Source organism: Kitasatospora sp. NPDC057198 (assembly GCF_042670125.1).
In the GTDB taxonomy this organism is placed as follows: Bacteria; Actinomycetota; Actinomycetes; order Streptomycetales; family Streptomycetaceae; genus Kitasatospora.
Genome location: NZ_JBHUWH010000065.1, coordinates 1 through 24891, shown reverse-complemented (window position 1 = coordinate 24891; position 24891 = coordinate 1). Strand labels below are relative to the sequence as shown.

Here is a 24891-nt window from a genome sequence, read left to right as displayed (position 1 = left end):
GCAGCAGCACGCCGTACGGGCCGTGCCGTCTCCGCATCCCCGGCCCCGGCTGAGTACCCGTACTCACGCCCCGGCCGCCCCCACCGGGCCAGCATCGGGGCATGGACCTGCTGCCCCGCGTCGGAATCACCGCCGTCGGCTCCCACCTCCCCCAACAGACCGTCACGTCACGGCAGTTGCAGGACGAAGTGGCCGCCGGCGCCCGACTCCCGCTGCCCGACGGCATGTTCGAGAAGGCCACCGGCATCCGCACCCGCCGCTTCGCCGGGCCCGACGAGCACCCCTCGACCCTCGCCCTGGCCGCCGCCCGGCAGGCCCTCGCCCGCCGCGGCCTGGAACCGGCCGACCTCGACCTGCTGCTGTTCGCCTCCGCCTCCCGGGACGTCTGCGAACCCGCCACCGCCCACCTCGTCCAGGCCGAACTCGGCTCCCGCGCGCATGCGTTGGACATCGCCAACGCCTGCAACAGCTTCCTCAACGGCATCGACACCGCCCGCGCGATGATCCTGGCCGGCCGCGCCACCCGCGCCCTGGTCGTCACCGGCGAGACCCCCAGCCGCGCCATGCGCCGCGACCCGTCCGGCCTCGCCGAGTTCCGCGAGGGCTTCGCCGGGTACACCTTCGGCGACGGCGCCGCCGCCGTCCTGGTCGAACGCGTCGAGCGCGGCGGCATCCTCGACGTCGAGACCCTCACCGCCTCCGAGCACTGGGAGGTCGGCGGCATCCCCGGCGGCGGCTCCCGCCACCCGCGCGGCGACGAGTGGAGCTACTTCCGCGGCGGCGGCAAGGAGTTGCGCGGCGTCTTCGAACGGATCGGGGCCGACATCCTCACCCGCGTCGCCACCCGCACCGGCCTCGGCTGGGACGCCTACGCCCGCGTCCTGGTCCACCAGGTCACCCTGCCCTACCTGGAGCGCTTCGTGGAACTCACCGGCGTCCCCGCCGAGAAGCTGGTCGTCACCGTCCCCGAGCTCGGCAACCTCGCCTCCGCCACCATAGGCGTCCAACTCGACCGTACGATGGACGAGTTGGACAGCGGCGACCGCGTCCTGATGGTCGGCCTGGGCGGCGGCGTCAGCCTGATGACGATGCTCTGGGAGAAGTCATGACCACGCCCCCGACGACCGAGCTGTGGGTGGTCGTCCCCGCCTACCAGGAAGCCGCCCGGATCGACGGCGCCCTGCACGCCCTCGCCGCCCAGCACGACCGCGACTTCACCCTGCTGGTCGTCGACAACGGCTCCACCGACACCACCGCCGACCAGGTCCTCGCCTTCGCCCGCACCGCGCCCTTCCCCGTCCACCTGATCACCGAACCCGAGAAGGGCGTCGGCTGCGCCGTCGACACCGGCTTCCGGCACGCCATCGCCCACGGCGCCACCCTGCTCGCCCGCACCGACGCCGACTGCCTCCCCGAACCCGGCTGGGCCGGCGCCGCCCGCACCGCCATGCACGCCTCCGGCGGACTGGTCTGCGGCCGCGTCACCGCCCGCCGCGACGAACACGGCCCGGCCGGCCGCGCCGTCTTCCGCGTCCTGGTCGCCCTCGGCGCCCTCTTCGGCCGCATCCGCCCCGCCCACCGCCGCCGCCACGGCTACCTCACGCCCTACCGCATGCACGCCGGCAACAACATGGCCGTCACCGCCGCGCTCTACCTCGCCACCGAAGGCATGCCCCGCCGCCCCTCCCCCACCGACCGCGACTTCATCAACCGCGTCCGCCGCCACACCACCGCGATCGTCCACCGCCCCGACATGGTCGTCCAGAACTCCACCCGCCGCATCCGCGCCTACGGCCTGCGCGGCACCGCCCGCTGGTACCTCGAACGCGGCGCTGGCGCCCGCGACGTGGACGTCCGCTGACGAAGGCTCAGGAGAGCCCCGCCAGGGGCTCGGGGAACGGCGAGTCCGGGTCTGCTGACGGTTCACTGCCGTTGCGCGCATCGGCTTTCGGTTCCGTTCAAGACACGCAGCAGCCCCGACCTTCGATGGGCTCCGGCCACCAGCAGCATCGACCCGCCGTTCCCCGGGCCCCTGATTTCGCCTCCCGTCTGCCGAAAGGTGATCCCCGTGCTCGACCAGCTCGCCCGCACGCTGCGCGAAGGCGCCTCGCGACCGGCCCTGCTCGGGAGCACCCGTCGCGGCGCCCCCCGCGTCCTGGCCCGCTGCGGCGACCTCGCCGCTCTCGCCGAGCGCTACGCCGCCGCCCTGCACCACGCCCACGGCCTGCGCGCGGGCGACACCCTGGGTGTCGCGGTGCGTCCGGGCCCGCGGGCCCTCGCGGTGCTGCTGGCCGCGCACCGGCTGGGTCTGCGCAGCGCCGTGTTCGACCCGGGGGCCGGGCCGGAGGTGCTGCGGGCCCGGCTGGCGCTGGCCCCGCCGGCGCTGATCCTGGCGGACTCCGCCGCGCAGGCCGTCGCGGGGTGGGCCGGTCCGCTGGCCCGCCGGGCCGGTCTGGAGCTGCCGCCGCTGCGGGCGCTCGCGCCGGTGGCGACCGTCGGCCCCCGCCACCCGTGGTGCGCCCGCCCGCTGGCCGAGCATCCGGCGGCCGCGCCCGCCCCGTACGAGGGGGACGGCGACGCGGTGGTCGTGTTCACCTCCGGGACGACGTCCGCGCCGCGCGCGGTGGTGCACTCGCGGGCCTCGCTGGCCGCCGGGATGCGGGCGGTCGACGCGCTGGTGCGGCCCCGCCCGGGGCAGGTGGTGCTGGGCGGGACGACGTTCGTGCTGGTCCCGGCGCTGGCCGCGGGCGCGGTCGTCGCGCTGCCGGCCCGCCGCGCCGCCGTCCTGCAGCGCCAGGTCGACCGGCTCGCCCCGGACGAGACCTACCTGACGCCGCCCCGGCTGCGGGCGCTGTCCCGGCTCACCGGCCGGGTCTGGACGGGTTCCGCGCCCGCCGACGCCGCGCTGCTGCGCCGGGCGAAGCAGGCGGGCGCCCGGGAAGCCTGGGGGGTGTACGCGCTGACCGAGCTGTTCCCGGCCGCGGCCGTCGAGGAGCGCGACAAGAGCGCCCACGACGGCCCGGGAGACCTGCTCGGCCACCCGCTGCCCGGCGTCCGCACCCGGCTCGGCGCGGACGGCGAACTGCTGCTCGCCGCCCCGTCCGCCCGCGACCGCTACCTCGGCGAGGACCCGGACCCGTGGGTGCGCACCGGCGACCGGGCCCGGCTCGACCCGGACGGGCGGATCGTGCTGGCCGGCCGGCTCAAGGACATGGTGCTGCGCCGCGCCGAGAACATCTACCCGGGCCTGTACGAGCCGTCCCTGCACCTGCCGGACGTCGAACTCGCCGTCCTGGTGGGCGTTCCCGCGCCCGGCGGCGACGAACGGCTGGTCGCCCTGGTGCAGCCCCGGCCCGGCGCCGACCACGGCCGGCTGCGGGCCGCCCTGCGCGCCCCGCTGGCCCGGATGGGCACCGCCCGGCCCGACGCCCTGCTGCTCGGCCCCGTCCCGCTCACCGGCCGCTCCCGCAAGCCCGACCGCCCGGCCGCGGCCCGCTACTGCGCCCACCGCCTCGCCGGGGCGCCCGCCCGGAGCCCCCGTTGACCCCCGCCAGGCGCGCCGACCGCGCGGTCTACCTGCTCAGCCACCCGCTGCTGTTCGCCCTGCTGGCCGCGACCAGGCACCGGCCGGTGCTCCGGCTAGGCCGCACCGTGCTGGTCCACCACCCGGACGCCTACCGCGAGGTGCTGACCCGCGTCCCGCTCGACCGGACCGCCGAACGCACCACCGGCGGCACCGCGGCCGAACTCACCGGCGGCAGCCTGCTCTTCGACCAGCAGGGGGACGAACACCGGGCCGCCCGCCGAGAGTTGGCACCCCTGCTGGGTCCGGCCGGGGCGGCCGCGCTGCAGCCGCGCTGGCAGCGGATCCTCGACCGGCACCTCGGCGACCTCACCGCGCCCGTCGACCTCGTCCCGGCCGTCCGCGAACTGGCCGGCGCCACCGCCGCGGCGCTCACCGGCAGCGACGCCGACCCCGTCCGGCTGGCCCGCGCCGCCGAACGCGCCGCGGCCGCCACCGCCCGCGCCCACCTCCCGTCCCTGCTGCCCCGCCCCGGCGCCGCCCGCCGCGCCCGCGCGGCCGCCGCGGACCTGTGCGGGCTGCTGCCCGACCCGCGCGACGCGATGCTCGCCGTCGCCGCGGTCAACACCACCCTCGCCGCGCTGCCCCGCGCCGCCGCCTGGTGCGCCCGCGACCGGCTCTGGGACCTCGCCCGGCAGGACGCCCCGGCGCTCGCCGCCGAACTGCTCCGCCGCACCGCCGCCTCCCCCGTCCTGCCGCGCGCCGCGGCCGCCGACGCGACCGTCCTCGGCCACCGCCTGCGCCGCGGCGACCGCCTGCTGCTGGTTGCCCGCCACGCCGCCGAGGCCCACCACGACACTCCCGCCCACCCGCACGCCACCCGCGCCCCCTTCGGCCTCGGCCCGCACACCTGCCCCGGCGCGAGCCTGGCCCGAGCCCAACTCGCCCTCCTCCTCACCACCCTGGCCCCGCACACCCCCCGAGCCGTCCGCACCACCCCGCACCCCACCAGCGCCCTTCCCTCCTACCGCACCTGCGTCCTCCAGAAGTAGAAGGACGGCAAAGGGGAACGAACCAGGGGCTCGGGGAACGGCGAGCCCGGGGCTGCTGACGGTTCACTGCCGGAGCGCGCATCGGCTTCCGGTTCCGTCACAGACACGCAGCAGCACGAACCTCCGATGGGCTCCGGCCACCAGCAGCACGGACTCGCCGTTCCCCGAGCCCCTGGTGGTGGATCCCGCCGTTCTTACCGAGCCCCTGAATGTGCATCCCGTCCGCCGAAAGGACCCGCCGTTGACCACCCTCGTGCTGACCGGTGCCACCGGCTTCTGCGGTTCGCACCTCGCCGCGCTCGCCGTCTCCCGCGGCCTGCGCGTCCTCGCGTTCGGCCGCCGTCCGCCCCGGCACGGCTCGCACGTGCCGTGGGACGCGGCCGGCCCCGTCCCGCCGGAGGTCCGCGCGGCGGACCTGGTGGTGCACTGCGCGGCGGCGGTCGGCGACCACCCGCCGGGCTCGCCGGCCGAGCGCGCGCAGTACGAGGTCAACGTGGGGGCGACGCGGCGGCTGCTGGAGGCCGCCGCCGGAACGCCTTTCGTGTTCGTGAGCAGCGCCAGCGTCTACGACCCGCGCCCGGACCGCTCCTCGGTGACGGAGGAGCACCCGACCGCGTCCGGCCACCTGAACGCGTACGGCCGGACGAAGGCGCTCGCGGACGGTCTCGCGCTGGCGGCGGGCGCCGTGGTGCTGCGTCCGCGCGCGGTGTACGGGCCGGGGGACCCGCACCTGGTGCCGCGGCTGCTGGCCGCCGTCCGGGGCGGGGTGCTGCCGCTGCCGGGGCGGGACGTGGAGTTGAGCCTGACGGCGGTGGAGAACCTCGCCGAGGCGTGCCTGCTGGCGGCGGGCTGGCCGCCGGGGGCGTACAACGTCGCCGACCGCGCCCCGTACGCCCGGGACTCGGCGCTGCGGGCGGTGCTGGCGGCGCACCGGCGGCGGGCGCGGCTGCTGCACGTGCCGCCCCGGCTGGCGGCGCTCGCGGTGGGGCGGCGCCCGCACCTGACCGCGTACGCGCTGGACCAGTTGGCGCACCGGGTGGTGCTGGACACGCGGAAGTCCCGGTCCCGGGGCTTCACCCCGGGCCGGGACCTCGACGACTACCTGGCCGCGCTCGTCCGCAACGGCGGCGGCCGGCGCCGCGTCCGGCCTAGTTCTTGGCGGCCTTCTTGATCAGGATCACCACGGCCGCGGCGATGCCGACCAGGACCAGCACGTTGATCGCGAGACCGATGAGTCCGGCCAGGACGCCGAAGACGAACGAGACGATCTTCCAGGCGATCACCAGGGCCAGGATCGGTACGACGATGTTGCGCATCCACGACGGCATCGACTTCCAGAGCTCGGCCATGTCCGTACCTTCTCCCCTCGGGGTCGGTGCCGGTGTTTCCGGCTGCGTTCCCGCTCCCTCGATCTCGACACTTCGATCGTAGGCGGGAGCGGGAGGCGAAATCGAGGGGTACCGGCCCGGAGAGAACCCGGAGATCCTTCCCTGAGGTCAGGGGTGGTCGACCCTGAGGGCGGGCCTCCGGGTGGGCCTCCGGGTGGGTCTCCGGACGGGTCTCCGGGCGGGCCCTCAGACCGGCCAGTCCTCGCCGCGCCAGGCGGCGTCCCAGAACATCCACTCGTAGCGCGAGGTGGTGGTGAAGTGCTCGACCACGCGCCGCCGTTCGGCCGCGGAGAGGTCCGCGCCGATCCGGTCGGTGAGTTCCAGGACGCGGCGCACCACGCTCTGGAAGCCCTCGTCGCCGTAGGCGGCGATCCACTTGGCGTACAGCGGCTCGGGGGAGGAGCGGCGGGCGAGCTCCTCGCCGACCCGGGCGTAGATCCAGTAGCAGGGCAGCACGGCGCCGAGCGCCTCGGCGAAGGAGCCGCCGTACGCGGTGGCCAGCAGGTACGAGGTGTAGGCGCGGGTGGTGGGCCGGACGAGCTCGTCGCCGTCGGCGGCGCCGCCGAGCGCGGACATGAACTCGCCGTGCATCTCCTGTTCGGCGGCGATCGCGCCGACCGCGTCGTTGCAGAAGGCCAGCACCTCGTCCTCGCCGGGGGCCTTGGCGGCGCAGACGGCCAGTGCTCGGGCGTAGTCCCGCAGGTAGTGCGAGTCCTGGACGACGAAGTGCCGGAACGCGGCGCGCGGAAGGGTGCCGTCGGCGAGGCCGAGCAGGAAGGGGTGGTCGAGGATCCGGCGGTAGGTCGGCTCGGCGGCCGCCCACAGTTCGTCGGTGAGCTTCACGGGTTGGTCCTCCTGCGCGGGTGCGGCCTCGGCACGGTCAGTCCTCCGGCGGGGAGAAGACCACGAGCACCCGCAGTTCCTCGGTGATGTGGTGGAAGCGGTGCTCCGTCCCGGCGGGGACGAACACCACGCTGCCGCGCCCGACCGTGGCGGTCTCCCGGCCGACGGTCAGCTCGGCCCGGCCGCTGACCACCAGGTAGATCTCGTCCTGGGTGTGCGGGGTCTGCGGGTCGGTGTCACCGGGGGAGAGCGCGTAGAGGCCCGCGGACATCGTCGGCTGCTTCAGGAAGCGCAGGTACGCGCCCTCGCTCGCGGCGCGCTCGGCGTCGAGTTCGTCCAGCCGGAACAGCTTCATCGGGGCTCGGCTCCTCTCCCGGGTCGGGCCCCATTCAACAACACCGCCCCGGAGAGCTTCCGCCCACCCGTCCGGGCCTGTCACCATCCGCAGCATGAAGAATTTCGTGATCAAAACGCTCATCAACGCGGCGGCGATCTGGGTCGCCGCCTGGATCGTCACCGGGATCACGCTCACGGGGGACAACGACGACTGGCAGCACAAGACGTTCACCGTGATCGGGGTCGCCCTGGTCTTCGGCGTGATCAACTTCCTGATCAAGCCGGTGGTGAAGCTGTTCTCGCTACCGCTGTTCATCCTGACCCTGGGCCTGATCACCTTCGTGATCAACGCCCTGATGCTGTGGCTGACCTCCTGGGCCTCGGACAAGCTGGACCTGGACTTCCACGTGGAGGGCTTCTGGTCGGCGCTGCTCGGCGCGCTGATCATCAGCGTGGTGTCCTGGGGCCTCAACCTGGCCTTCGGCGACGACTGACCGGCCGGCCCTCCGGCGGGTACGCCGTCGGCCGACCGGTCAGCCGCGCGGGCCGACCCCGGAACGCACCCGGGGTCAGCCCGCGTTCTCGTGCCCGGTGGTGGAGAGGATCGAGGCGAGTTCCTCGTCCAGCTCCCCGCCGGCCAGTTCCTGGCCCATCGGCACCAGCCGGTCGGTGCGGGCCAGGAAGGCCAGCAGTGGCGGGGCCGCGGCGCGCATCAGCGCGTCACCCTCGGGGGAGCGCAGCACCAGGCAGACCTCGGCGAGGTCGTCGCCGACCGGGTGGATGTGCACGTCGCCCTCGCCGGTGGGGCGGCTGATCCCGTCGACCAAGAGCTCGCGGGCGAAGACCCAGGTGACTGGCTCGTCCCCGGGCAGGTGGAAGGTGAAGCGGACGGCGAACGGGTCGTCGCCGTCGTAGTCCAGGTCGACCGCGATGCGGAAGGACAGCTCGCTCGACACCACGAGGTGCATCGCCATCTGGGCTTGGACCGTGCTGTGCATGCGCCAGTACCTCTCGTTCTGCCCGCCCGGTGCGCCGAGGGTCGAGCGGTGGGCGGGCATATCGGTTCGATCTTGTTCGCTGTGCTGGAACGGCACCCCGGTGGGGCGGGCCCGTCAGGTCGTGCGGGTACCTGCGGACGGTGGCTGCTTCTTGTGGGTCTTTGTCCCTTGATTCCCCGTTCGAACCCCATCGTCCATGTTTGCCAGCGATGCGGACAAGGTTCGCTTTTTCAAATGGTGAGCGAACACCACACGGAATCACCGCACGCTCCCCGGTCCGACCACCTCCTCCTCACCGCGCGAACGCCGGTCCTCACCGCGCGCACGCCGGGAAGACCGGGAACATCGCCCCCACCAGCGAGCGCAGCCGGGCCGCGGCCGGGCCGAGCCGGTCGCCGTGCTCCAGCGGGAGCGAGATGGCCATGGTGGCGACCACCGAGCCGACGGTGATCGGCACCGCCGCGCAGACCGTGCCGAGCGCGTACTCCTGCCGCTCCAGCACCGGCATGGTCGGCCGGACCAGCTCCAGCCGGCGCAGCACCGCCCGGACGCCGTCCGAGGTGGACGGGGTGAGGCCGGCCGGGCGGTACCGGGAGAGGTGGTCGAGCCGTTCCTCGGCGCCGAGTTGGGAGAGCAGGCAGAGTCCGATGGCGTGCGCGTGCGCGGTGGCGCGGAAGTCCGCCCACTCCTCGACCTGCGGCTGCGCGGCGCCGGAGGCCACGTCGACCACCCGGACCTCGCCGTCCTCGTAGACCGCGTAGTAGACGGCGGCGCCGAGTTCGTCGCGCAACTCCTCCATCCGCCCGCGCAGTTCGCTCCGGTCGGACTGCCGGTCGGTGGCGTGGCCGATCCGGTCGACCGACGCTCCGTAGTGGAACCGGCCGTCCTCGCGCCGCAGGTAGCCCTCGTGGGTGAGGGTGCGCAGCAGGTGGTAGGTGGTGCCGAGGGGCAGTCCGGCGGCGCGGGCGAGCTGTTTGGCGGTGGCGCCGTGGGCGTGCGAGCCGACCGCCTCCAGCAGGCGCAGGGCGCGCTGCACCGAGGTGATCAGGGTCGGTGCCCGCGGCGCGCGTATGGAACTGTCCGCCGAGGCCGTCCCCGGGCCCGCCGGTTCACCGGTCCGGTGCATGCTCATCCCCATCCCCCGGACGGTGGCTGGCTTTCGGAGGAGGTTGCTCCGAATCCGTCCGGCAGGCGGACATTTGAGCACAGGGCGGGCATCCCCGCAATGACAATGGTGTACACATGGGGCAATTCGCCTTCAATGCGAAGGATACATCCCAATCCTGTTCGCTGATTACCAGGCGTCAGCTCGGCCGACCGGGTGAATCGAAGATCCATAGGGCATGTGTCCATCGCCACGCCCCGACACCGCCGGGCATGCCGGTGCACCCGGACGGCGGAACAGGTACCGCCGATTCGTCCCCGTGTGCGAGTTTCGCGCCCGCCGCCGCGCGGCAGACTCCCGCACAACGCTCGTGCCCCGGAGGTAACAGCCATGTCGGGCCCGGTCCGTCCCGTCGTCAAGCGCACCGCCCGCGCGATCCTGCTGGAGTTCGACCCGGCGGACGCGCACGCCCCCGCCGCGCTGGTGCTGATCCGCCGGGTCCGCCCCGGCTCCCCGCACCCGTACTGGATCACCCCCGGCGGCGGCGTCGAGCCCACCGACGGGACGGTGGTCGCCGCCCTGCACCGGGAGGTGGACGAGGAGTTGGGCGGCAAGATCACCGACGTGGTGCCCGCCTTCGTCGACACCGTGGCGCACTCGCACCACGACGACGGCACCCCCGCGCACCCGCACGGCGTCAAGGTGCAGCACTTCTTCGCCTGCCGGCTCACCGGGATGGACGAGTCCCGCCGGCACGGCCCCGAGGTCGAGCACCCCAACGGCGAGTACGCGATCGTCCGCGTCCCCTTCACCCGCGAGGGCGTCACCTCGGTCAACGTCGTCCCTCCCAGCCTCCGCGCCTACCTCGCCGCCAACATCGAGGGCGTCCGCGCCCTGCTCGCACCGGACTTGGGCTGACCCGCCGCCCGGCTCAGCCCCGCTCCCCCTCCCGCGCCGCCAGGTCGTGCCGGAGGCTCCCGTCCGGCACCCCGCAGCGCCGCAGCACCGCCGAGGCGGACCGCACCATCGCCTCCGGGCCGCTCAGGTACGCCGCGAAGCCGTGCCAGGGCGCGTACCGGGCCACCGCCTCCGGCAGGTCACCGACCAGCGCCCCGCCCGGCGCGCCCGCCGACTCGGACACCACCGCACGCACCGTCAACCAGGCGTGCCGGGCGGCCAGTTCGCGCAGCTCCTCCAGCCGGTACAGCTCCGCGGCCCGCCGCGCCCCGTAGAACACCTCCACCCGGCGCCCGGCCGCGCCCCGCTCGGCGACCTCCTCGACCAGCGCCGCGACCGGCCCGATCCCGGTGCCGCCGCCCACGCACAGCAGGTCCCCGCCCGCCGCGTGGTCCACCGTCATCGCGCCCTCCGCCGCGCCGAGCCGCAGCACGTCACCCGGCCGCGCCCGGTGCACCAGCGCGTTGCTCACCCAGCCCGCCTGCACCGCCTTCACGTGCAGCGTCAGCAGCCCGTCCGGCCGCGGCGCCGAACCGAACGAGTACGGCCGCCACACCCGCGGCCACCACGGCGTCTCCACCGCCGCCCACTGCCCGGCCCGGAACGGGTACGCCTGGTCGGGGCGGAGCGTCAGCACCGCGACGTCCCGGGTGGCCTGGCGGTGCTCCACCACCTCGGCCTGCCACCACGGCGGGGCCGACCGGGCCTCCTCCTCCGCGCCCTCCACCATCAGCCGGGAGACCAGCGCCAGCAGCCGCCGCCAGGCCGCCTCGGTGCGCCCGTCCCAGCCGCTGCCGCCGTACCGGGCCAGCGCCGCCACCAGGCAGTCCGCCACCGAGGCGTAGTGCCGGGTCAGCGCCCCGTACTTGCGGTGACGGCGCCCCAACGGGCCCAGGTACGCCCGCAGTTCCGCCGGGTCGGCGGCCCGGGCCGCGCACAGCCGCAGCGCCTGGAACAGCCGCGTGCGCTGCTCGTCCATCGCGGCCGGGAACATCGCCCGCAGCTCCGGGTGGCGCAGGAACATCAGCGCGTGGAAGTGCGCCATCGTCCGGTCCGCGTCCGGCGCGACCGCGGCCAGGCAGGCCCGGACCAGCACCAGGTCCTCGGCGCTCGGCGGCTCGGCGGCCGGCTCCGCCGCCCCCACCGGCTCCAGCGCGGGCGGCGGCTCGGCGACCGCCCGCACCCCCCAGGCCCTGGTCCAACGGTCGTCCGGGCCCACCCAGTTGAGCGCCGGAGCCTGCCGGAACAGCGGCTCGAACGGCACCGGGGCGGCCGCGGGCACCGGCAGCACGGCGGCCACCGGCAACGCGGCGGGCCCCGGCAGCGCGGCCGCCGCCGCGGGCACCGCCGGCGCCCAGGTCGGCTTCGCCGGGACGGCCGGCACCGGGGTCAGCCCCAGCGCCTGCGCCCCCTCGGCGGGCCGCCCCTCCGCGGGCCGCTCCACGGCGGTCGGAGGTTCGTCCGCCGACTCGGCCGGGGCGGACGACGACGGGGCGGACGCGGCCGGAGTGGACGCGGACGCGGCGGCGGGAGCGGCTTCGGCACCGGACGGCACGGGGCCGGCCGCGGTGCCCCGGCCGACCCCTGCCTTCGACGACCTGCTCTCCAGTACGAGCTGACGAGTGCTCAAGGGAATCGTTTCGCTTCCGATCGACCTGTGTGCTGACGCCCTTGCACACTGACACCGACCGCACAGTTCATCCGAAGAATCCGGCGAACCCCGGACACCCGGCCCGTCCACCCGCTACCCTCCCCGCCGCAGCGCCCCGCGCAGCGCCCGGCGACCGCCCTCCTACAGCGCCCGCAGCAGCGTCCCCGGCCGCTCCACGCAGTCCGCGACGAACCGCAGGAAGCCGCCCGCCGTGCCGCCGTCGCACACCCGGTGGTCGAAGGTGAAGGACAGCTGGGTGACCTGGCGGACCGCCAACTCCCCCTCGTGCACCCACGGTTTGGGGGTGATCCGGCCCACGCCGAGCATCGCCGCCTCCGGGTGGTTCAGGATCGGCGTCGACCCGTCCACTCCGAACACCCCGTAGTTGTTCAGGGTGAACGTCCCGCCGGTCAGCTCGGCCGGGGCCAGGGTGCCCGCCCGGGCGCCCTCGGTCAGCCGGGCCATCTCCTCGGCCAGCCGCTCGGTGCCCAGCCGCCCGGCGTCCCGGACCACCGGCACCAGCAGCCCGCGCGGGCCCTGCGCGGCGAAGCCCAGGTGCACGGACGGGTGGCGGCGCACCGCCTCGCCCTCGACGCTCGCGTTCAGCTCGGGGAAGCGCTCCAGCCCGGCCAGGCAGATCCGGGCCAGCAGCGCGAGCACGCTCAGCTTCGGGCCGGGCGCCCGGTTGGACTCGGCGCGCAGCGCCATCAGCGCGGTGGCGTCGGCGTCCACCCAGCAGGTCGCGGCGGGGATCTCCCGGTGGCTGCGGGTCAGCTTCTCGGCGACCGCCCGGCGCAGCCCGCGCAGCGGCACGAGTTCGCCCTCCGGCCCCCCGGTTCCACGTGGAACGGCCGCGGGGGCGGGCACGGACGCTGCCTCGATCGCCCGCTCCACGTCCCGCCGGGTGACCAGCCCGTCCGGCCCGCTGCCGGGCACCGCGGCCAGGTCGAGCCCGTGCTCCCGGGCGATCCGGCGCACCAGCGGCGAGATCACCGCCACCACGGCCGGAGCAGGAGCCGGCGCCGACGCCACAACGGGAGCAGCGGGAGCCGCAGGAGCAGGAGCAGGAGCAGGAGCCGCCTCCCCCGGCCGCACCCGCCGCCGCCCGGCCCGCCGGGCCTCGGCCACCCCGTACCCGACCAGCGGCCGCTCCACCGCGGGCTCGCCGCCGCCGTCCGCGGAGCCCCCGGGGCTCCCGGGCGCGACCGCGACGGTCACCAGCGGGGCGCCCACCGGCACCTCCTGCCCGACCTCGCCGTACCGCGCGGTCACCACCCCGCCGTACGGGCAGGGCACCTCGACCACCGCCTTGGCGGTCTCCACCTCCACCACCGGCTGGTCGACGGCGATCACCTCGCCGACCTCGACCATCCAGCGCACCACCTCCGCCCCGGTCAGTCCCTCGCCGAGGTCGGGCAGCGTGAACTCGCGGACCACCGCCACCGCCATCACTCCTCCCACTGGAGCCGGGCGACGGCGTCCAGGATCCGGTCCACCCCGGGCAGGTGGTGGTGCTCCAGCATCGGCGGCGGGTACGGCACGTCGAAGCCGGTGACCCGCAGCACCGGTGCGGCCAGGTGGTGGAAGCACTTCTCGGTGAGCCGGGCGGCGATCTCCGCCCCGGCCCCGCCGAAGCCGGCCGACTCGTGCACCACCACGGCCCGGCCGACCGAGCGGACCACCTCGCAGGCGGTGGCCTCGTCGAACGGCACCAGCGAGCGCAGGTCGAGCACCGCCAGGTCCCACCCCTCGGCCTTCGCCGCCTCGGCGGCCTCCAGGCAGACCGGCAGCGAGGGCCCGTAGGTGACCAGCACGGCGGAGCTGCCGGGGCGGCGCAGCACGGCCCGCCCGATCGGTGCGACGCCCGCCGCCGGGTCCCACTCGTCCTTGCCCCAGTAGAGCCGCTTGGGCTCCAGGAAGACCACCGGGTCGTCGGAGGCGATCGCCTCCCGCAGCAGCCCGTACGCGTCGGCGACGGTGGCGGGGGTGACCACGTGCAGGCCGGGGGTGTGCGCGTAGTACGCCTCGGAGGCGTCGCTGTGGTGCTCGACGCCGCCGATGCCGCCGCCGTACGGGATCCGGACGGTGATCGGCAGCGGGAGCTTCCCGGCGGTGCGGTTGCGCATCTTGGCGACGTGCGAGAACAGCTGCTCCAGCGCCGGGTAGGCGAAGGCGTCGAACTGCATCTCGACCACCGGGCGCAGCCCGTACATGGCCATGCCGACGGCGGTGCCGAGGATGCCGGCCTCGGCCAGCGGGGTGTCCAGGCAGCGGTCGGGGCCGAACTCGGCGGTCAGGCCGTCGGTGATCCGGAAGACGCCGCCGAGCGGGCCGACGTCCTCGCCGAGCACGTGGACGGTCTTGTCGGCGCGCATCGCGTCGCGCAGCGCGAGGTTCAGGGCCTGCGCCATGGTGCCGGTGCGCAGGCCGGACTGGTCGCGGACGGCGGTGCTCATCGGCCGTGCACCCCGTTCCCGGCTCCGTTCCCGGCTCCGCTGCCGGCCTCGGCCTCGGCGGCGAGTTCGGCGGCCAGCTGGCCGGCCTGTTCGCGCAGCTGCTGGGTGGGTTCGGCGTAGACGTGCGCGAACAGCGACATCGGGTCGAGCTCGGGGTCGGTGTGGAACTCGGCGCGCATCCGGGCGGCCAGCTGCTCGGCCTGCTCGGCGGCGTCGGCGGCCAGCCGCTCGTCCAGCAGGCCGCGCCCGCGCAGGGCGTCCTCCAGCAGCCGGACGGGGTCGTGCGCCCGCCAGGCGTCGACCTCCTCGGCCTGCCGGTAGCGGGTGGCGTCGTCGGCGTTGGTGTGCGCCTCGATCCGGTAGGTGAGCGCCTCGACCAGGGTGGGGCCGCCGCCGTTCCGGGCCCGCTCGACGGCCTCGGTGAGCACGGCGTGCACGGCGAGCGCGTCGTTGCCGTCGACCAGCCGGCCGGGCATGCCGTAGCCGACGGCCTTGTGGGCCAGGGTCGGCGCGGCGGACTGCCGGGTCAGCGGGACGGAGATCGCGTAGCCGTTGTTCTGCACCAGGAACACCACGGGGGCGTGCAGCACGGCCGCGAAGTTCAGGCCCTCGTGGAAGTCGCCCTCGCTGGTGCCGCCGTCGCCGAGCAGGGCCAGCGCGACGGTGTCGTCCCCGGCCAGCCGGGCGGCGTGGGCCAGGCCGACGGCGTGCGGGACCTGCGTCGCCAGCGGGGTGCACAGCGGGGCGGTGCGGGTGGCGCGCGGGTCGTAGCCGGTGTGCGCGTCGCCGCGCAGCAGGGTGAGCGCCTGCAGCGGGTCGACGCCGCGGGCGACCACGGCGAGGGTGTCCCGGTAGGAGGGGAACAGCCAGTCGGTGGGGCGCAGCGCGAGCGCGGCGGCCACCTGGCACGCCTCCTGACCGGTGGAGGCCGGGTAGACGGCGAGCCGGCCCTGCTTGGTGAGGGTGGTGGCCTGCTGGTTGTAGCGGCGTCCGGCGACCAGCCGCCGATAGAGCTCGCACAGCAGCTCGGGGTCGGCGTCGGCGGCCGCCGGGGTGCCCAGGACGCGGTGCGGCTCGGCGTCGGGCAGCAGCGGGGCGGGGTCGGTGCGGGGCGCGGTGGCGCCGGGCCGCCAGCCGGGCACGGTGTCGGCTTCGGCGGGCTGGTTCCTGTGGTCCAGGACGGTCATCTCGGGCACCTCCGGGGTGGTGGGGGCTCCCTACCGATTGTTCGGTCGTCTGTTCATCTTGACCATATCCCCGTCAAGACGGTGGACAGTCGGCCGAAAGGAGGGTCTGCTGGGGCCAGCACGTCCAATCGCGAGGGGTGGGGGGCCATGTCGGCTGAACAGGTGTCCAGGCTCGACCGGGTCGACCGCTCGATCCTGCGGCTGCTGCGGCAGGACGGTCGCGCCTCGATCCGCTCGGTGGCCGAGCGGGTGCACGTGTCCCGGGCGAACGCGTACGCCCGGATCTCCAGGATGGTCGAGGACGGCGTGATCCGCGGCTTCACCGCCCGGGTCGACCACGAGAAGGCCGGGCAGGCCGCGTCCGCGTACGTCACCCTGCGGATCGTGCAGAACTCCTGGCGGACGGTGCGCGAGCAGCTGCTGCGGCTGCCGGGGGTGGCGCACATCGCGCTGGTCGGCGGCGACTACGACGTGCTGATGCTGGTCCACACGGCGGACAACCGGGCGCTGCGCGAGCTGGTGCTGGGCAGCATCCAGTCCATCCCGGAGGTGCTGGGCACCCGCACCATGCTGGTGTTCGAGGAGACCGACCAGATCCCGGCGGACGGCCTGTAGCCGCTCAGTCGTCCGGCTGCTCAGTCGTCCGGCTGCTCAGTCGTCCGGCTGCTCAGTCTTCCGGCCGCCCGGTCGTCCGGCCGCTCAGTCGTCGGCGGTGGCGACCGCCACCACGGTGCGCCCGCCGCCGATGCCGACCAGCGCGGCGTCGACCAGGTACACGGTGACCGGCTGCCAGCTGCGGTTGCCGCCGTCGGGCGGGCGGCGCGCCGCGTAGCCGTTGGCCCGCCAGTCGGCGTCCGGGCCGAGCAGGGCGACCAGCGGTTCGGCCAGCACCCGGGCCTGCGGGACGCCGATGTACGTGGAGGACAGCAGGTTCATCCCGAGGGTGAGCGCCATCCAGTCCGCCGCCTCGGCCGCCGGGACGCGCACCCCCAGCCGGTCCGCCATCTGCCGGACGCCGTGCGGGCTGTGGTGCACCCCCCGGCTGCGGCACCGGCAGACGGTGTCGACCAGCGGCTCCGGCGGGCGTTCCAGCGCCTCCCAGCACAGCTGGGCGTGGCTGAGGCCGCGGTCCTCGCCGATCTCCACCACCATGTCGAAGTTCTGGTGGGAGGTCCAGTCGTCCAGCAGTTCGCGCAGCGCCTCCAGTTCCCCGGGCAGGTGGACGCTCACCGGGCGCGCAGGCCCTCGAAGGCGAACCGGGCGACCGCCTCGGGCAGCTGCTCGGCGCCGCGCTGGCCGGGCCGGTACCACTCGACCAGCGAGTTGACGGTGCCGAACAGCAGCCGGGTGGCCAGCCGGGGTTCGACGTCGGCGCGCAACTGCCCGGCGGTGACGGCGTCCTGGACGAGTCCGGCGACCCGGTGGTCGAAGTCGCGGCGCCGCTCCAGCGCCCACTGCTCGGTGGCGGTGTTGCCGCGCACCCGCAGCAGCAGCGTCACGTACGGCAGCTCGGCGAGCAGCACCTCGGCGGTGCGGCGCACCACGTGCTCCAGCCGGTCCACCGGGCGGCCGCCGGTGGCGGCGGGCTCGTCGAGGATGGCGAACAGCGCGTCCAGCGCCCGGCCGACCGCGAGCCGCAGCAGTTCCTCCTTGCCGCGCACGTGGTGGTAGATCGAGGACTTGGAGATCCCGGCGGCCCTGGACAGGTCCTCCATCGAAGTGCCGTCGTAGCCGCGTTCGTTGAAGACCCGCACGGTGACGGCGAGCAGCGAGTCGACGGTGTAGGCGGCGCGCGTGGAGTGGTCGGCCATGCGACGAGTATCCCCGGGGCGGCACGGGGCCGCCCCGGGGGGTGGTGATCAGACCCGGGACTGCCGGCCGACCGGGCGGGCGGCCGACTGGCCGACCGGGCGGGCGGTGTCCTCGGCGACGAAGTAGGCGGGCCGGCGCTGCACCGCGGTGTAGATCCGGGCCACGTACTCGCCGAGCAGGCCGACGCAGATCAGCTGCACCGCGCCGACGAACAGGATGCCGACGAACAGCGAGGTCCAGCCCGGCACCGGGTTGCCGGCCAGGTAGACGGTGATCGAGAAGCCCACCAGCAGGATGCAGGCGAAGAACGCCAGGGTGCCCAGCCAGGTCGCCAGCTTCAGCGGGGCCGAGGAGAAGCCGGTGATGCTGTCCACGGCGAGCCGGATCATCTTGCTCAGCGGGTACTTCGTCTCACCGGCCACCCGCTCCTCGCGGGTGTAGTAGACCTCGCCGCTCGGGAAGCCCAGCCACGGCACCAGCAGCCGGTAGACCCGCTGCTGGTCGGGCAGTTCGCGCAGCGCCTCGACCGCGTCCCGGGACAGCAGGCGGAAGTCGCCGGCGTTGGAGGGCACCTGGCGGCCGACCATGCGGCGCATCAGCCGGTAGTAGGCGCCGGCCGTCCAGCGCTTGAAGCCGGTGTCGGTGGAGCGGTCGTCGCGGACGCCGTAGACGATGTCCAGCCGGTCGCGCTGCGCCAGCTCCAGCATCTCGGCGATCTTCTCCGGCGGGTCCTGGAGGTCGGCGTCGATGCTGGCGACGTAGTCGCCGACGGCCAGGTTCAGGCCGGCGGTCAGGGCCGCCTGGTGCCCGCTGTTGCGGCGCAGGCGGATCATCCGGAGCTCCGGCCAGACCTCCATGAAGTCACGCAGCAGGGCGGCGGTCTTGTCCGCGCTGCCGTCGTCGACCGCGACCACCTCGTAGGTGACGCCCATGCTGTCCAGGACCGGCCGGAGCCGGGCGGTGAAGGCGGGAAGCGCCTCCTCCTCGTTGTACATAGGGACGACGACCGACAGAACGGTGCCTCCGCTTGTCGATGCGCTCATGATTCTCCCGCGCTCATGGGTCGTGACCGTCAACGTGACCGTCGAGTGGTGTTGGAGTGTACCGGGGCGAGTACGGACCACCCCCGTCAGGTACGGACCACTGCCCCGTACCATAGGGCTCGCCCGCGACCAGTGGGCCCGTGCCCCGAAGATCCAGACAGGACCTGATCGCGATGGCAGCAAGTGCCGACACCGAGGTGGCGGACCCTTCCGACCTGGAGCCGGCCAAGGACTCCCCCCAGAAGAGCGTACGCGTGTGGTTCCGCGACGCCGCAAGGGAGTACGGTCCGGCGCTGGCCGCCTTCGGCGCAGCCCGGCTGATCGCCTTCTCCACCTTCATGTTCCTGCTGTCGCACTCCGGTGAGTACCTGAAGAAGGACCCCCGGTACGGCGGCGGCGCGCACCCCTGGGACGTGCTCGCCAGCTGGGACGGCTGGTGGTACCAGAACGTGGCGACCCAGGGCTACCACCCGAAGCTGGTGCCGATCACCAGCGGCTGGTGGAAGGCGGAGCAGAACTCCGTCGCCTTCTTCCCGCTCTACCCGGGCCTGATGAAGCTGGTCTCGTCCGTCACCGGCCTGGGCACCTACGGTGCGGGCATAGCTGTCTCGGTGATCACCTCGTTCGTGGCCGCGGCCGGCGTCTACGCGCTGACGAAGGTGCTCGCCGGACGGCGGGCCGGCGTGATCGCCGCCACCGTGTGGGGCGTCTTCCCGGGCTCCGGCGTCGAGTGGGCCCTGTACTCGGACTCGCTGTTCGTCGCGCTGGCCGTCTGGTCCTGCTACTTCGTGCTGGTCCGCAACTGGTACGCGGCGGGCGCCGTCTGCTTCATGGCCGGCCTGAACCGGCCGACCTCGGCCGCGCTGGCCGCCGCGATCGGCGTGGCCGCCCTGATCGCGCTGTGGAAGCGCCGGGACGGCATCCTGGCCCCGCTGACCGCCGTGATCATCGCCCCGCTCGGGTTCATCGGCTACATCTCCTGGGCGAGCTGGCGGATGGGCAGCCCGACCGCGTACTTCACGCTCCAGCACGACGCCTGGCTGCACTACTTCGACAAGGGCCACTACACCCGCTCGGTCATCAAGGGCCTGCTGTACGGGAAGAACAACTACCTCTTCGCGTTCACGACCGAGGACATGGTCGCGCTGCTGCTGGTGTTCAGCCTGCCGGTCCTGATCTTCCTGCTGATCCGGATGAAGGTGCCCGTCTTCCTGCTGGTGTACACCGGCATCACCATCGTGCTGGTGCTCGGCAGCCAGCAGATCTTCGGCAACACCTCGCGCTACCTGCTGCCGTGCTTCCCGCTGTTCCTGCCGATCGCGGTCGGCCTCAAGCGGGTGTCCCGCACCACGCTGATCGGCATGTTCGCCATGATCGCCGCCATGTCCGGCTGGTACGCCGGCTTCGTCCTCTTCGAGCTCGGCATCCCGTAACCCCGGGCCCCTCCCGCCGACGGCCGTCCCCGCTCCCGGGGGCGGCCGTCGCGTCTGTTCGGTTCGGGGCGAGCGGCAGCGCCGGGAAGCCGACGACCGGCACCAGGTCGTGGTCCCGCAGCGCCGCCGCCCGCAGCACGTCGTCGGCGCGCACCATCGCCTCATTGGAAAGGAAAGGCAAAGAAGCGGTATCCGGTGCGCGGCACCCACCCCGCGGGCTGCCACACTCGCGCGGCCGATTCCCGCACGAACCAAGGACCCGCCAGATGCGCACCCACCGGCTGCCGGCCGCCCTCGCCCTGTCCGCCCTCGCCCTGACCGCCCTGACCGCCTGCGACTCGGGCGGCTCCGGCGGCTCCGGCGGCGGCTCGAAGGACGCGGCGCCCTCCGCCCCGGCGTCCTCCACCGCCTCGCCGTCCCCCACCGCACCCGCCCTGGCGGACCTGCCGGCGTCGGACATCGCGGAGAAGTCCCAGGCCGCGGGCAGGAAGTTGAAGAGCGTCACCATGACCATCAGCCTCCCCGGCCACCCGGAGGGGCCGTTCAGCGGCACGTTCAGCGAGGACGCGTCCGGCAACTGCACCGGCACCTACACCTTCGAGGGGAAGGGCTCGGTGGAGATCGTGCGCGTCGGCGACAAGGTGTGGACGAAGCCGAGCGCCGCCTACCTGAAGGCCACCGCCCCGGGCATCCCCGCCGAGCGGGTCGGGAAGTGGTTCGTCGAGGAGAACTCGCCCACCGGCATGGCCAAATTCTGCGACCTGGGCGTCCAGTTGGAGAAGCGCGTCGGCCTGGACACCCCCGGCACCCCGAGCAGCAGCCTCCGCAAGGGCGACACCAAGCAGGTGGACGGCGCCCCCGCGATCTCCCTCACCATGACCGACGATTCCGGCAAGCCGGTGCGCTACGACATCGCGGCCGAGGGCGAACCGCGCCTGCTCGCCACCGAGACCGGCACCGGCGAGATGGTCGTGAAGCTCGGCGACTTCGACAAGCCCGTGCAGGCCACCGCCCCCGCCGCCGACCAGGTCGTCCAGGGCTGACCCGGCCGCCCCGCGAACGGGCGGGGCCGGGGGCCTTGCACCGACCGATCGTTCGGTTACGCTGAGGAGCGTCCCGCCCCGCCCCCGTGAGGAGCGCACCATGGCCGCTGCGACCCCCGCCCTGCCGGTCGCCGAACTGCTCGCCCGCCACCAGGAGACCCTGGACCGCGCGCTGGCCGCGATCGCCGCCCGCGACTACTGGTCCCCGTACCCGGAGTTCCCCAAGGCGTACGGGGAGGGCGCCGCCGACGACGGCAAGGCCGCCTTCGACGCCCTGCTGGGGCGGGAGTTCGAGCTGCCGGGCCACCCCGGCGGCGGCGAGCCGGTGACCGGCGAGGCGAGCCCGTACGGCATCGAACTGGGCGTGAGCTACCCGCACGCCGAGCCGGACGCGCTGCTGGCCGCCCTGGAGGCGGCCCGGCCCGGCTGGGCGCGGGCCACCCCGGCCGAGCGGGCCGCGGTCTGCCTGGAGGTGCTGGCCCGGATCAACGCCCGTTCGCACGAGTTCGCGCAGGCGGTGATGCACACCACCGGCCAGGCGTACGGCATGGCCTTCCAGGCGGGCGGCCCGCACGCGCAGGACCGCGGCCTGGAGGCGGTGGCGTACGCGTACGCCGAGCAGACCCGGCTGCCCCGTTCGGCGAGCTGGACGAAGCCGCAGGGCAAGCGCGAACCCCTGGTGCTGACCAAGGAGTTCACCGCCGTGCCGCGCGGCACCGCGCTGCTGGTCGGCTGCAACACCTTCCCGACCTGGAACGGCTACCCGGGCCTGTTCGCCTCGCTGGCCACCGGCAACGGCGTGCTGGTCAAGCCGCACCCGCGCGCCGTGCTGCCGCTGGCGCTGACGGTGCGGATCGCCCGCGAGGTGCTCGCCGAGGCCGGGTTCGACCCGAACCTGGTCTGCCTGGCCGCCGAGCACGAGGGCTCGGCGATCGCCAAGGTGCTGGCGCTGCGCCCGGAAGTCCGGCTGATCGACTACACCGGCTCCACCGCCTTCGGGGACTGGCTGGAGGCCAACGCCCGGCAGGCGCAGGTCTACACCGAGAAGGCCGGCGTGAACACCGTCGTCATCGACTCCACCGACGACTACCGCGGCATGCTGAACAACCTGGCGTTCGCGCTCAGCCTGTACAGCGGCCAGATGTGCACCACCCCGCAGAACCTGCTGATCCCGCGCACCGGCATCCGCACCGAGGACGGCGAGCGCTCCTACGACCAGGTCGTCGCCGACCTGGCCGCCGCCGTCGAGGCCCTGCTCGGCGACGACACCCGGGCCGCCGCCCTGCTGGGCGCGGTGGTCAACCCGGGCGTGCTGGCCCGCAGCGCCGCCGCGGCGGGCGGCGAGTTGGGCGAACTCGCCCTCGCCCCACGGGTGGTGGCCTCCGCCGAGTTCCCGGGCGCGACGATCCGCACCCCGGCCCTGGTGAAGGCCGACGCCGACAAGCCGGACGACCGCTCCCGCTTCCTGACCGAGTGCTTCGGCCCGGTCGCCTTCGCGGTCGCCGTGGAGTCCACCGCCGCCGCCGTCGAACTGCTGCGCCGCACCACCACCGAGCACGGCGCGATGACCGCCGGTGCCTACACCACGGACCCGGCCGTCGAGACCGCCCTGGTCGAAGCCTGCCTGGACGCCGGGGTCTCGCTCTCGCTCAACCTGACCGGCGGCGTCTACGTCAACCAGACCGCGGCCTTCTCCGACCTGCACGGCACCGGCGCCAACCCGGCCGCCAACTCGGCCTACTGCGACGCCGCGTTCGTGGCCAACCGCTTCCGCACCGTCGAGATCCGCAAGTAACCCGGGCCGCTCCCGCCGGTCACCCGGTGAAGGTGGCGGGTACGCCCGGCGGGAGTCCTTCCTTGGCGGTGCGCAGGGCGTCGCGTACCCGTGCCATGCCGGTGGGGGTGACCGCCGCGCCGCCGCCGACGGCGGTCGGCCTGGGGGCGATGCCCGCGCAGGGGCCGCAGATGCCGGGGCGGGGGACGGGGTCGTGGCAGCGCGCGCACTCGCTGTAGCGGGCCGGGGTTTGGCGTACGGGGTCGGGCACGGGCGGCATCTTGCGCTCCAGGCGGTTGCGGAGCACGGCGGCCGCCGAGTGCATCGGGTGGGGCAGGCCGTACAGCAGCGCGGCGGCCAGGTCGGCGGGGGTGGCTCCGCGCTCCTGCCACTGGACGACCAGCGGCGCGAGCTCCTGCGCCTCCGCCTGCCCGATCCGCAGGCGCGGCTCGGGCCGGATGGCCCGCAGCAGGACGGCCGCCGCCTCGCGCAGGCGCCCGTTGACCACCACCCCCGGCGGCTCGGCCGCCCCGGCGGGGAGGGTGGGTTCTTGGTCCGGGTCCTTTGTAAGGACGACAGCCGCGTTGGGCTCCGGTACGCCGGGTCCCGGCAGGGCGGCACCCGGCAGGAACGCGGGCTGCGGGGTGTCGTAGACGTGGTTCTCGCTGACGATCGTGCCGTCGTCACGCTTGACCTTCACCACCCGGTAGTACCCGGCCAGCGCCAGTTCCCTCAGCGCCTTGTAGATCGCCGTGCGCCCCTGCGGACTGGTGTCCGCCATGCGCCGGCCGTCCTCCCGCCAGCCGTCCGGCCGCGACAGCAGATCGAACAGCAGACCCCGGGAGGTGTAGGTCAGCCTGCGGTCCTGCAGGACCTCGTTGGGCAGCACCGTGAAATTGCGCGCGTGCGCGCTACGATGAACATGCATGGGAGATGTGACTCCTGATGCCGGACCCCGGGGTGTTCCACCACCGCCGGGGTCAACTATTTTCCCTTGTCACGCTTGTGGTGCGGAACGTAGCACACGTACCAGTCGAAAACCGACACGATCGACAGGCGACCGGATCCGCCCACTTCCTTCCCGAATCGGTCGTCAATCACCCTCCGCACCAATCCATTTGACGCCTGAACCCGCACACCTGCGAACTCGTCTGACAATCACCGCGCCTGCCGGGAATCGGATCCCGATCAAGGGGGTTGGCGGGAGGACGAGCCGTTGCTTGGAGGATCAGTGCGAGCAGTACAGGTGTACGAAGTGGGCGGTCCCGAGGTGCTGCGGGAGGCCGAGGTCGACCGGCCGCGGCCCGGCCCGGACGAGGCGCTCGTGGAGGTCGCCGTCTCCGGGGTCAACTTCGTCGACGTCTACCACCGCGAAGGCCGCTACACCCTCCCGCTGCCCTTCACCCCGGGCACCGAGGGCGCCGGAACGGTCGTCGAAGTCGGGCCCGGCGTCACCGACGTCGCGGTCGGGGACCGGGTCGGCTGGGTGGAGGTCCCCGGCACGTACGCCGAGCAGGCCGTCGTGGCCTCCTCCCGGCTGGTGCCGCTGCCCGACGACATCGACTTCGAGACGGCCGCCGCCGTGCTCCTCCAGGGCATGACCGCGCACTACCTCGTCAAGGACGCCTACCCGGTCCGGGCCGGCGACACGGTGCTCGTGCACGCGGCCGCCGGAGGCATGGGGCTGCTCCTGACCCAGCTCATCACCCACCTCGGCGGCCGGGTGATCGGTACGACCTCCACCACGGCGAAGGCCGAACTGGCGAAGCGCGCCGGGGCCGCCGAAGTGATCCTCTCCACCGCGGTCGACGACCTCGCAGCCGAGGTGAAGCGCCTCAACGGCGGCCGGGGACTGCCGGTCGTCTTCGACGGCGTCGGCGCGCACACCTTCGACGCGAGCCTCGCCGGCCTGCGCCCCCGCGGCCACCTCGTCCTCTTCGGCGCGGCGAGCGGCGCCGTACCCCCGTTCGACCCGATCCGGCTCGCCCAGGGCGGTTCGCTGACCCTGATCCGCCCCAGCCTCGGTGACTACATCGCCGACCGCTCCGAACTGCTCCGCCGGGCCGCCGACGTGTTCGACTGGGTGCGCTCCAAGGCCCTCGAGGTCACCGTCACCGGCCGCTACCCCCTCTCCGAGACCGCCCGCGCCCACAGCGACCTGGAAGCCCGGCGCACCACCGGCAAGCTGCTCGTCATCCCGGGCGCCGACCGCGGGTGACGGGTCCGGGGCCCCGGAGACCGAAACGCCGTCACCCCGGCCCCCAGGACCGTCCGGTGGCCGTCCCCGCCG

The 24891-nt window shown here is 74.3% G+C and carries 25 protein-coding genes; 12 read left to right on the top strand and 13 right to left on the bottom strand.

The annotated features are described in order from the left end of the window. The first annotated feature begins 101 nt into the window (after positions 1-101). The 5 genes from ACFUEL_RS11045 to ACFUEL_RS11025 all read left to right on the top strand — a co-directional run bounded on the left by ACFUEL_RS11045 (position 102) and on the right by ACFUEL_RS11025 (position 5746). Positions 102-1109 carry a 3-oxoacyl-ACP synthase III family protein gene (locus ACFUEL_RS11045; RefSeq protein ID WP_380235794.1) on the top strand — a complete coding sequence of 336 codons (1008 nt, stop codon included), beginning with the start codon at positions 102-104 and terminating at the stop codon, positions 1107-1109. After that, on the top strand, positions 1106-1861 hold the full coding sequence (locus ACFUEL_RS11040; RefSeq protein ID WP_380235793.1) for a glycosyltransferase family A protein: 756 nt from the start codon (positions 1106-1108) through the stop codon (positions 1859-1861). Before ACFUEL_RS11045 ends, ACFUEL_RS11040 begins: the two co-directional genes overlap by 4 nt. Positions 1862-2068: 207 nt before the next feature. Further along, positions 2069-3544, top strand: coding sequence for an AMP-binding protein (locus tag ACFUEL_RS11035; RefSeq protein WP_380235792.1), 1476 nt, complete (start codon positions 2069-2071; stop codon positions 3542-3544). Further along, complete coding sequence (locus tag ACFUEL_RS11030; RefSeq protein WP_380235791.1) at positions 3541-4575, top strand: cytochrome P450; 1035 nt, start codon at positions 3541-3543, stop codon at positions 4573-4575. Before ACFUEL_RS11035 ends, ACFUEL_RS11030 begins: the two co-directional genes overlap by 4 nt. Before the next feature lie 241 nt (positions 4576-4816). Beyond that, complete coding sequence (locus tag ACFUEL_RS11025) at positions 4817-5746, top strand: NAD-dependent epimerase/dehydratase family protein (protein WP_380235790.1); 930 nt, start codon at positions 4817-4819, stop codon at positions 5744-5746. On the opposite strand, the gene ACFUEL_RS11020 is transcribed toward ACFUEL_RS11025, so the two are convergent. The 3 genes from ACFUEL_RS11020 to ACFUEL_RS11010 all read right to left on the bottom strand — a co-directional run bounded on the left by ACFUEL_RS11020 (position 5724) and on the right by ACFUEL_RS11010 (position 7161). After that, complete coding sequence (locus ACFUEL_RS11020; RefSeq protein ID WP_380235789.1) at positions 5724-5924, bottom strand: DUF5326 family protein; 201 nt, start codon at positions 5922-5924, stop codon at positions 5724-5726. The genes ACFUEL_RS11025 and ACFUEL_RS11020 overlap by 23 nt on opposite strands. Positions 5925-6149: 225 nt before the next feature. Next, positions 6150-6806 (bottom strand): thiaminase II, encoded by a 657-nt coding sequence (tenA, locus tag ACFUEL_RS11015; RefSeq protein WP_380235788.1) that lies wholly within the window; start codon positions 6804-6806, stop codon positions 6150-6152. 37 nt (positions 6807-6843) lie between these two features. After that, positions 6844-7161, bottom strand: a complete 318-nt coding sequence (locus tag ACFUEL_RS11010; protein WP_380235787.1) for a cupin domain-containing protein — start codon at positions 7159-7161, stop codon at positions 6844-6846. A gap of 94 nt (positions 7162-7255) precedes the next feature. On the opposite strand from ACFUEL_RS11010, the gene ACFUEL_RS11005 reads away from it, so the two are divergent. Further along, the gene (locus tag ACFUEL_RS11005) at positions 7256-7636 is read left to right on the top strand and encodes a phage holin family protein (protein ID WP_380235786.1); all 381 of its coding nucleotides are present in this window, start codon (positions 7256-7258) and stop codon (positions 7634-7636) included. A 75-nt stretch (positions 7637-7711) separates the two neighbouring features. Here ACFUEL_RS11005 and ACFUEL_RS11000 read toward each other — a convergent pair whose 3' ends face one another. Both ACFUEL_RS11000 and ACFUEL_RS10995 read right to left on the bottom strand, forming a co-directional pair. Beyond that, positions 7712-8140, bottom strand: a complete 429-nt coding sequence (locus ACFUEL_RS11000) for an SsgA family sporulation/cell division regulator (protein ID WP_380235785.1) — start codon at positions 8138-8140, stop codon at positions 7712-7714. A gap of 313 nt (positions 8141-8453) precedes the next feature. Next, positions 8454-9176: an IclR family transcriptional regulator gene (locus ACFUEL_RS10995; RefSeq protein ID WP_380235784.1), complete on the bottom strand. Its 723-nt coding sequence runs from the start codon at positions 9174-9176 to the stop codon at positions 8454-8456. Between the two features lie 459 nt (positions 9177-9635). Between ACFUEL_RS10995 and ACFUEL_RS10990 the strand changes: the two genes are divergently transcribed. Beyond that, positions 9636-10163: an NUDIX domain-containing protein gene (locus ACFUEL_RS10990; RefSeq protein WP_380235783.1), complete on the top strand. Its 528-nt coding sequence runs from the start codon at positions 9636-9638 to the stop codon at positions 10161-10163. Positions 10164-10176: 13 nt separating this feature from the next. Here the strand turns inward: ACFUEL_RS10990 and ACFUEL_RS10985 are convergent, their stop codons facing one another. The 4 genes from ACFUEL_RS10985 to pdhA all read right to left on the bottom strand — a co-directional run bounded on the left by ACFUEL_RS10985 (position 10177) and on the right by pdhA (position 15496). After that, complete coding sequence (locus ACFUEL_RS10985; RefSeq protein WP_380235782.1) at positions 10177-11832, bottom strand: globin domain-containing protein; 1656 nt, start codon at positions 11830-11832, stop codon at positions 10177-10179. A gap of 162 nt (positions 11833-11994) precedes the next feature. Further along, positions 11995-13302: a dihydrolipoamide acetyltransferase family protein gene (locus tag ACFUEL_RS10980; RefSeq protein WP_380235781.1), complete on the bottom strand. Its 1308-nt coding sequence runs from the start codon at positions 13300-13302 to the stop codon at positions 11995-11997. Further along, on the bottom strand, positions 13302-14309 hold the full coding sequence (locus ACFUEL_RS10975) for an alpha-ketoacid dehydrogenase subunit beta (protein ID WP_380235779.1): 1008 nt from the start codon (positions 14307-14309) through the stop codon (positions 13302-13304). Before ACFUEL_RS10975 ends, ACFUEL_RS10980 begins: the two co-directional genes overlap by 1 nt. After that, on the bottom strand, positions 14306-15496 hold the full coding sequence (pdhA, locus tag ACFUEL_RS10970) for a pyruvate dehydrogenase (acetyl-transferring) E1 component subunit alpha (protein ID WP_380235778.1): 1191 nt from the start codon (positions 15494-15496) through the stop codon (positions 14306-14308). Before pdhA ends, ACFUEL_RS10975 begins: the two co-directional genes overlap by 4 nt. A gap of 147 nt (positions 15497-15643) precedes the next feature. Between pdhA and ACFUEL_RS10965 the strand changes: the two genes are divergently transcribed. Then, positions 15644-16111, top strand: coding sequence for an Lrp/AsnC family transcriptional regulator (locus tag ACFUEL_RS10965; RefSeq protein ID WP_033253458.1), 468 nt, complete (start codon positions 15644-15646; stop codon positions 16109-16111). Positions 16112-16195: 84 nt separating this feature from the next. On the opposite strand, the gene ACFUEL_RS10960 is transcribed toward ACFUEL_RS10965, so the two are convergent. From ACFUEL_RS10960 to ACFUEL_RS10950, 3 genes are read right to left on the bottom strand one after another with little or no spacing between them, the layout of a single operon-like run. Further along, positions 16196-16726 (bottom strand): hypothetical protein, encoded by a 531-nt coding sequence (locus tag ACFUEL_RS10960; RefSeq protein ID WP_380235777.1) that lies wholly within the window; start codon positions 16724-16726, stop codon positions 16196-16198. Next, positions 16723-17307 carry a TetR/AcrR family transcriptional regulator gene (locus ACFUEL_RS10955; RefSeq protein ID WP_380235776.1) on the bottom strand — a complete coding sequence of 195 codons (585 nt, stop codon included), beginning with the start codon at positions 17305-17307 and terminating at the stop codon, positions 16723-16725. Before ACFUEL_RS10955 ends, ACFUEL_RS10960 begins: the two co-directional genes overlap by 4 nt. Before the next feature lie 48 nt (positions 17308-17355). Continuing rightward, positions 17356-18351 carry a glycosyltransferase family 2 protein gene (locus tag ACFUEL_RS10950; RefSeq protein WP_380235775.1) on the bottom strand — a complete coding sequence of 332 codons (996 nt, stop codon included), beginning with the start codon at positions 18349-18351 and terminating at the stop codon, positions 17356-17358. Between the two features lie 173 nt (positions 18352-18524). Here ACFUEL_RS10950 and ACFUEL_RS10945 point away from each other — a divergent pair, with 173 nt between their 5' ends. The 3 genes from ACFUEL_RS10945 to paaN all read left to right on the top strand — a co-directional run bounded on the left by ACFUEL_RS10945 (position 18525) and on the right by paaN (position 22622). Continuing rightward, positions 18525-19784 (top strand): hypothetical protein, encoded by a 1260-nt coding sequence (locus ACFUEL_RS10945; protein WP_380235774.1) that lies wholly within the window; start codon positions 18525-18527, stop codon positions 19782-19784. Positions 19785-20050: 266 nt separating this feature from the next. Next, positions 20051-20827: a hypothetical protein gene (locus ACFUEL_RS10940; protein WP_380235773.1), complete on the top strand. Its 777-nt coding sequence runs from the start codon at positions 20051-20053 to the stop codon at positions 20825-20827. Positions 20828-20927: 100 nt separating this feature from the next. Next, positions 20928-22622 (top strand): phenylacetic acid degradation protein PaaN, encoded by a 1695-nt coding sequence (paaN, locus tag ACFUEL_RS10935; protein ID WP_380235771.1) that lies wholly within the window; start codon positions 20928-20930, stop codon positions 22620-22622. Between the two features lie 19 nt (positions 22623-22641). Here paaN and ACFUEL_RS10930 read toward each other — a convergent pair whose 3' ends face one another. After that, positions 22642-23490 (bottom strand): hypothetical protein, encoded by an 849-nt coding sequence (locus ACFUEL_RS10930; protein ID WP_380235769.1) that lies wholly within the window; start codon positions 23488-23490, stop codon positions 22642-22644. Between the two features lie 357 nt (positions 23491-23847). Between ACFUEL_RS10930 and ACFUEL_RS10925 the strand changes: the two genes are divergently transcribed. After that, positions 23848-24819: a quinone oxidoreductase family protein gene (locus ACFUEL_RS10925; RefSeq protein WP_380235796.1), complete on the top strand. Its 972-nt coding sequence runs from the start codon at positions 23848-23850 to the stop codon at positions 24817-24819. Positions 24820-24891 lie beyond the last annotated feature (72 nt).

What these genes read in the sequence shown, in the direction of transcription:
- ACFUEL_RS10965 (WP_033253458.1), top strand. Translation starts at nt 15,644, where the DNA reads ATGTCGGCTGAACAGGTGTCCAGGCTCGACCGGGTCGACCGCTCGATC.
- ACFUEL_RS10945 (WP_380235774.1), top strand. Translation starts at nt 18,525, where the DNA reads ATGGCAGCAAGTGCCGACACCGAGGTGGCGGACCCTTCCGACCTGGAG.
- ACFUEL_RS10975 (WP_380235779.1), bottom strand. Translation starts at nt 14,309, where the DNA reads ATGAGCACCGCCGTCCGCGACCAGTCCGGCCTGCGCACCGGCACCATG.
- ACFUEL_RS11000 (WP_380235785.1), bottom strand. Translation starts at nt 8,140, where the DNA reads ATGCACAGCACGGTCCAAGCCCAGATGGCGATGCACCTCGTGGTGTCG.
- ACFUEL_RS10940 (WP_380235773.1), top strand. Translation starts at nt 20,051, where the DNA reads ATGCGCACCCACCGGCTGCCGGCCGCCCTCGCCCTGTCCGCCCTCGCC.
- pdhA (WP_380235778.1), bottom strand. Translation starts at nt 15,496, where the DNA reads ATGACCGTCCTGGACCACAGGAACCAGCCCGCCGAAGCCGACACCGTG.
- ACFUEL_RS10980 (WP_380235781.1), bottom strand. Translation starts at nt 13,302, where the DNA reads ATGGCGGTGGCGGTGGTCCGCGAGTTCACGCTGCCCGACCTCGGCGAG.
- ACFUEL_RS10950 (WP_380235775.1), bottom strand. Translation starts at nt 18,351, where the DNA reads ATGAGCGCATCGACAAGCGGAGGCACCGTTCTGTCGGTCGTCGTCCCT.
- ACFUEL_RS11005 (WP_380235786.1), top strand. Translation starts at nt 7,256, where the DNA reads ATGAAGAATTTCGTGATCAAAACGCTCATCAACGCGGCGGCGATCTGG.
- ACFUEL_RS10955 (WP_380235776.1), bottom strand. Translation starts at nt 17,307, where the DNA reads ATGGCCGACCACTCCACGCGCGCCGCCTACACCGTCGACTCGCTGCTC.
- ACFUEL_RS11040 (WP_380235793.1), top strand. Translation starts at nt 1,106, where the DNA reads ATGACCACGCCCCCGACGACCGAGCTGTGGGTGGTCGTCCCCGCCTAC.
- ACFUEL_RS10990 (WP_380235783.1), top strand. Translation starts at nt 9,636, where the DNA reads ATGTCGGGCCCGGTCCGTCCCGTCGTCAAGCGCACCGCCCGCGCGATC.
- ACFUEL_RS11045 (WP_380235794.1), top strand. Translation starts at nt 102, where the DNA reads ATGGACCTGCTGCCCCGCGTCGGAATCACCGCCGTCGGCTCCCACCTC.
- paaN (WP_380235771.1), top strand. Translation starts at nt 20,928, where the DNA reads ATGGCCGCTGCGACCCCCGCCCTGCCGGTCGCCGAACTGCTCGCCCGC.
- ACFUEL_RS11020 (WP_380235789.1), bottom strand. Translation starts at nt 5,924, where the DNA reads ATGGCCGAGCTCTGGAAGTCGATGCCGTCGTGGATGCGCAACATCGTC.
- ACFUEL_RS11010 (WP_380235787.1), bottom strand. Translation starts at nt 7,161, where the DNA reads ATGAAGCTGTTCCGGCTGGACGAACTCGACGCCGAGCGCGCCGCGAGC.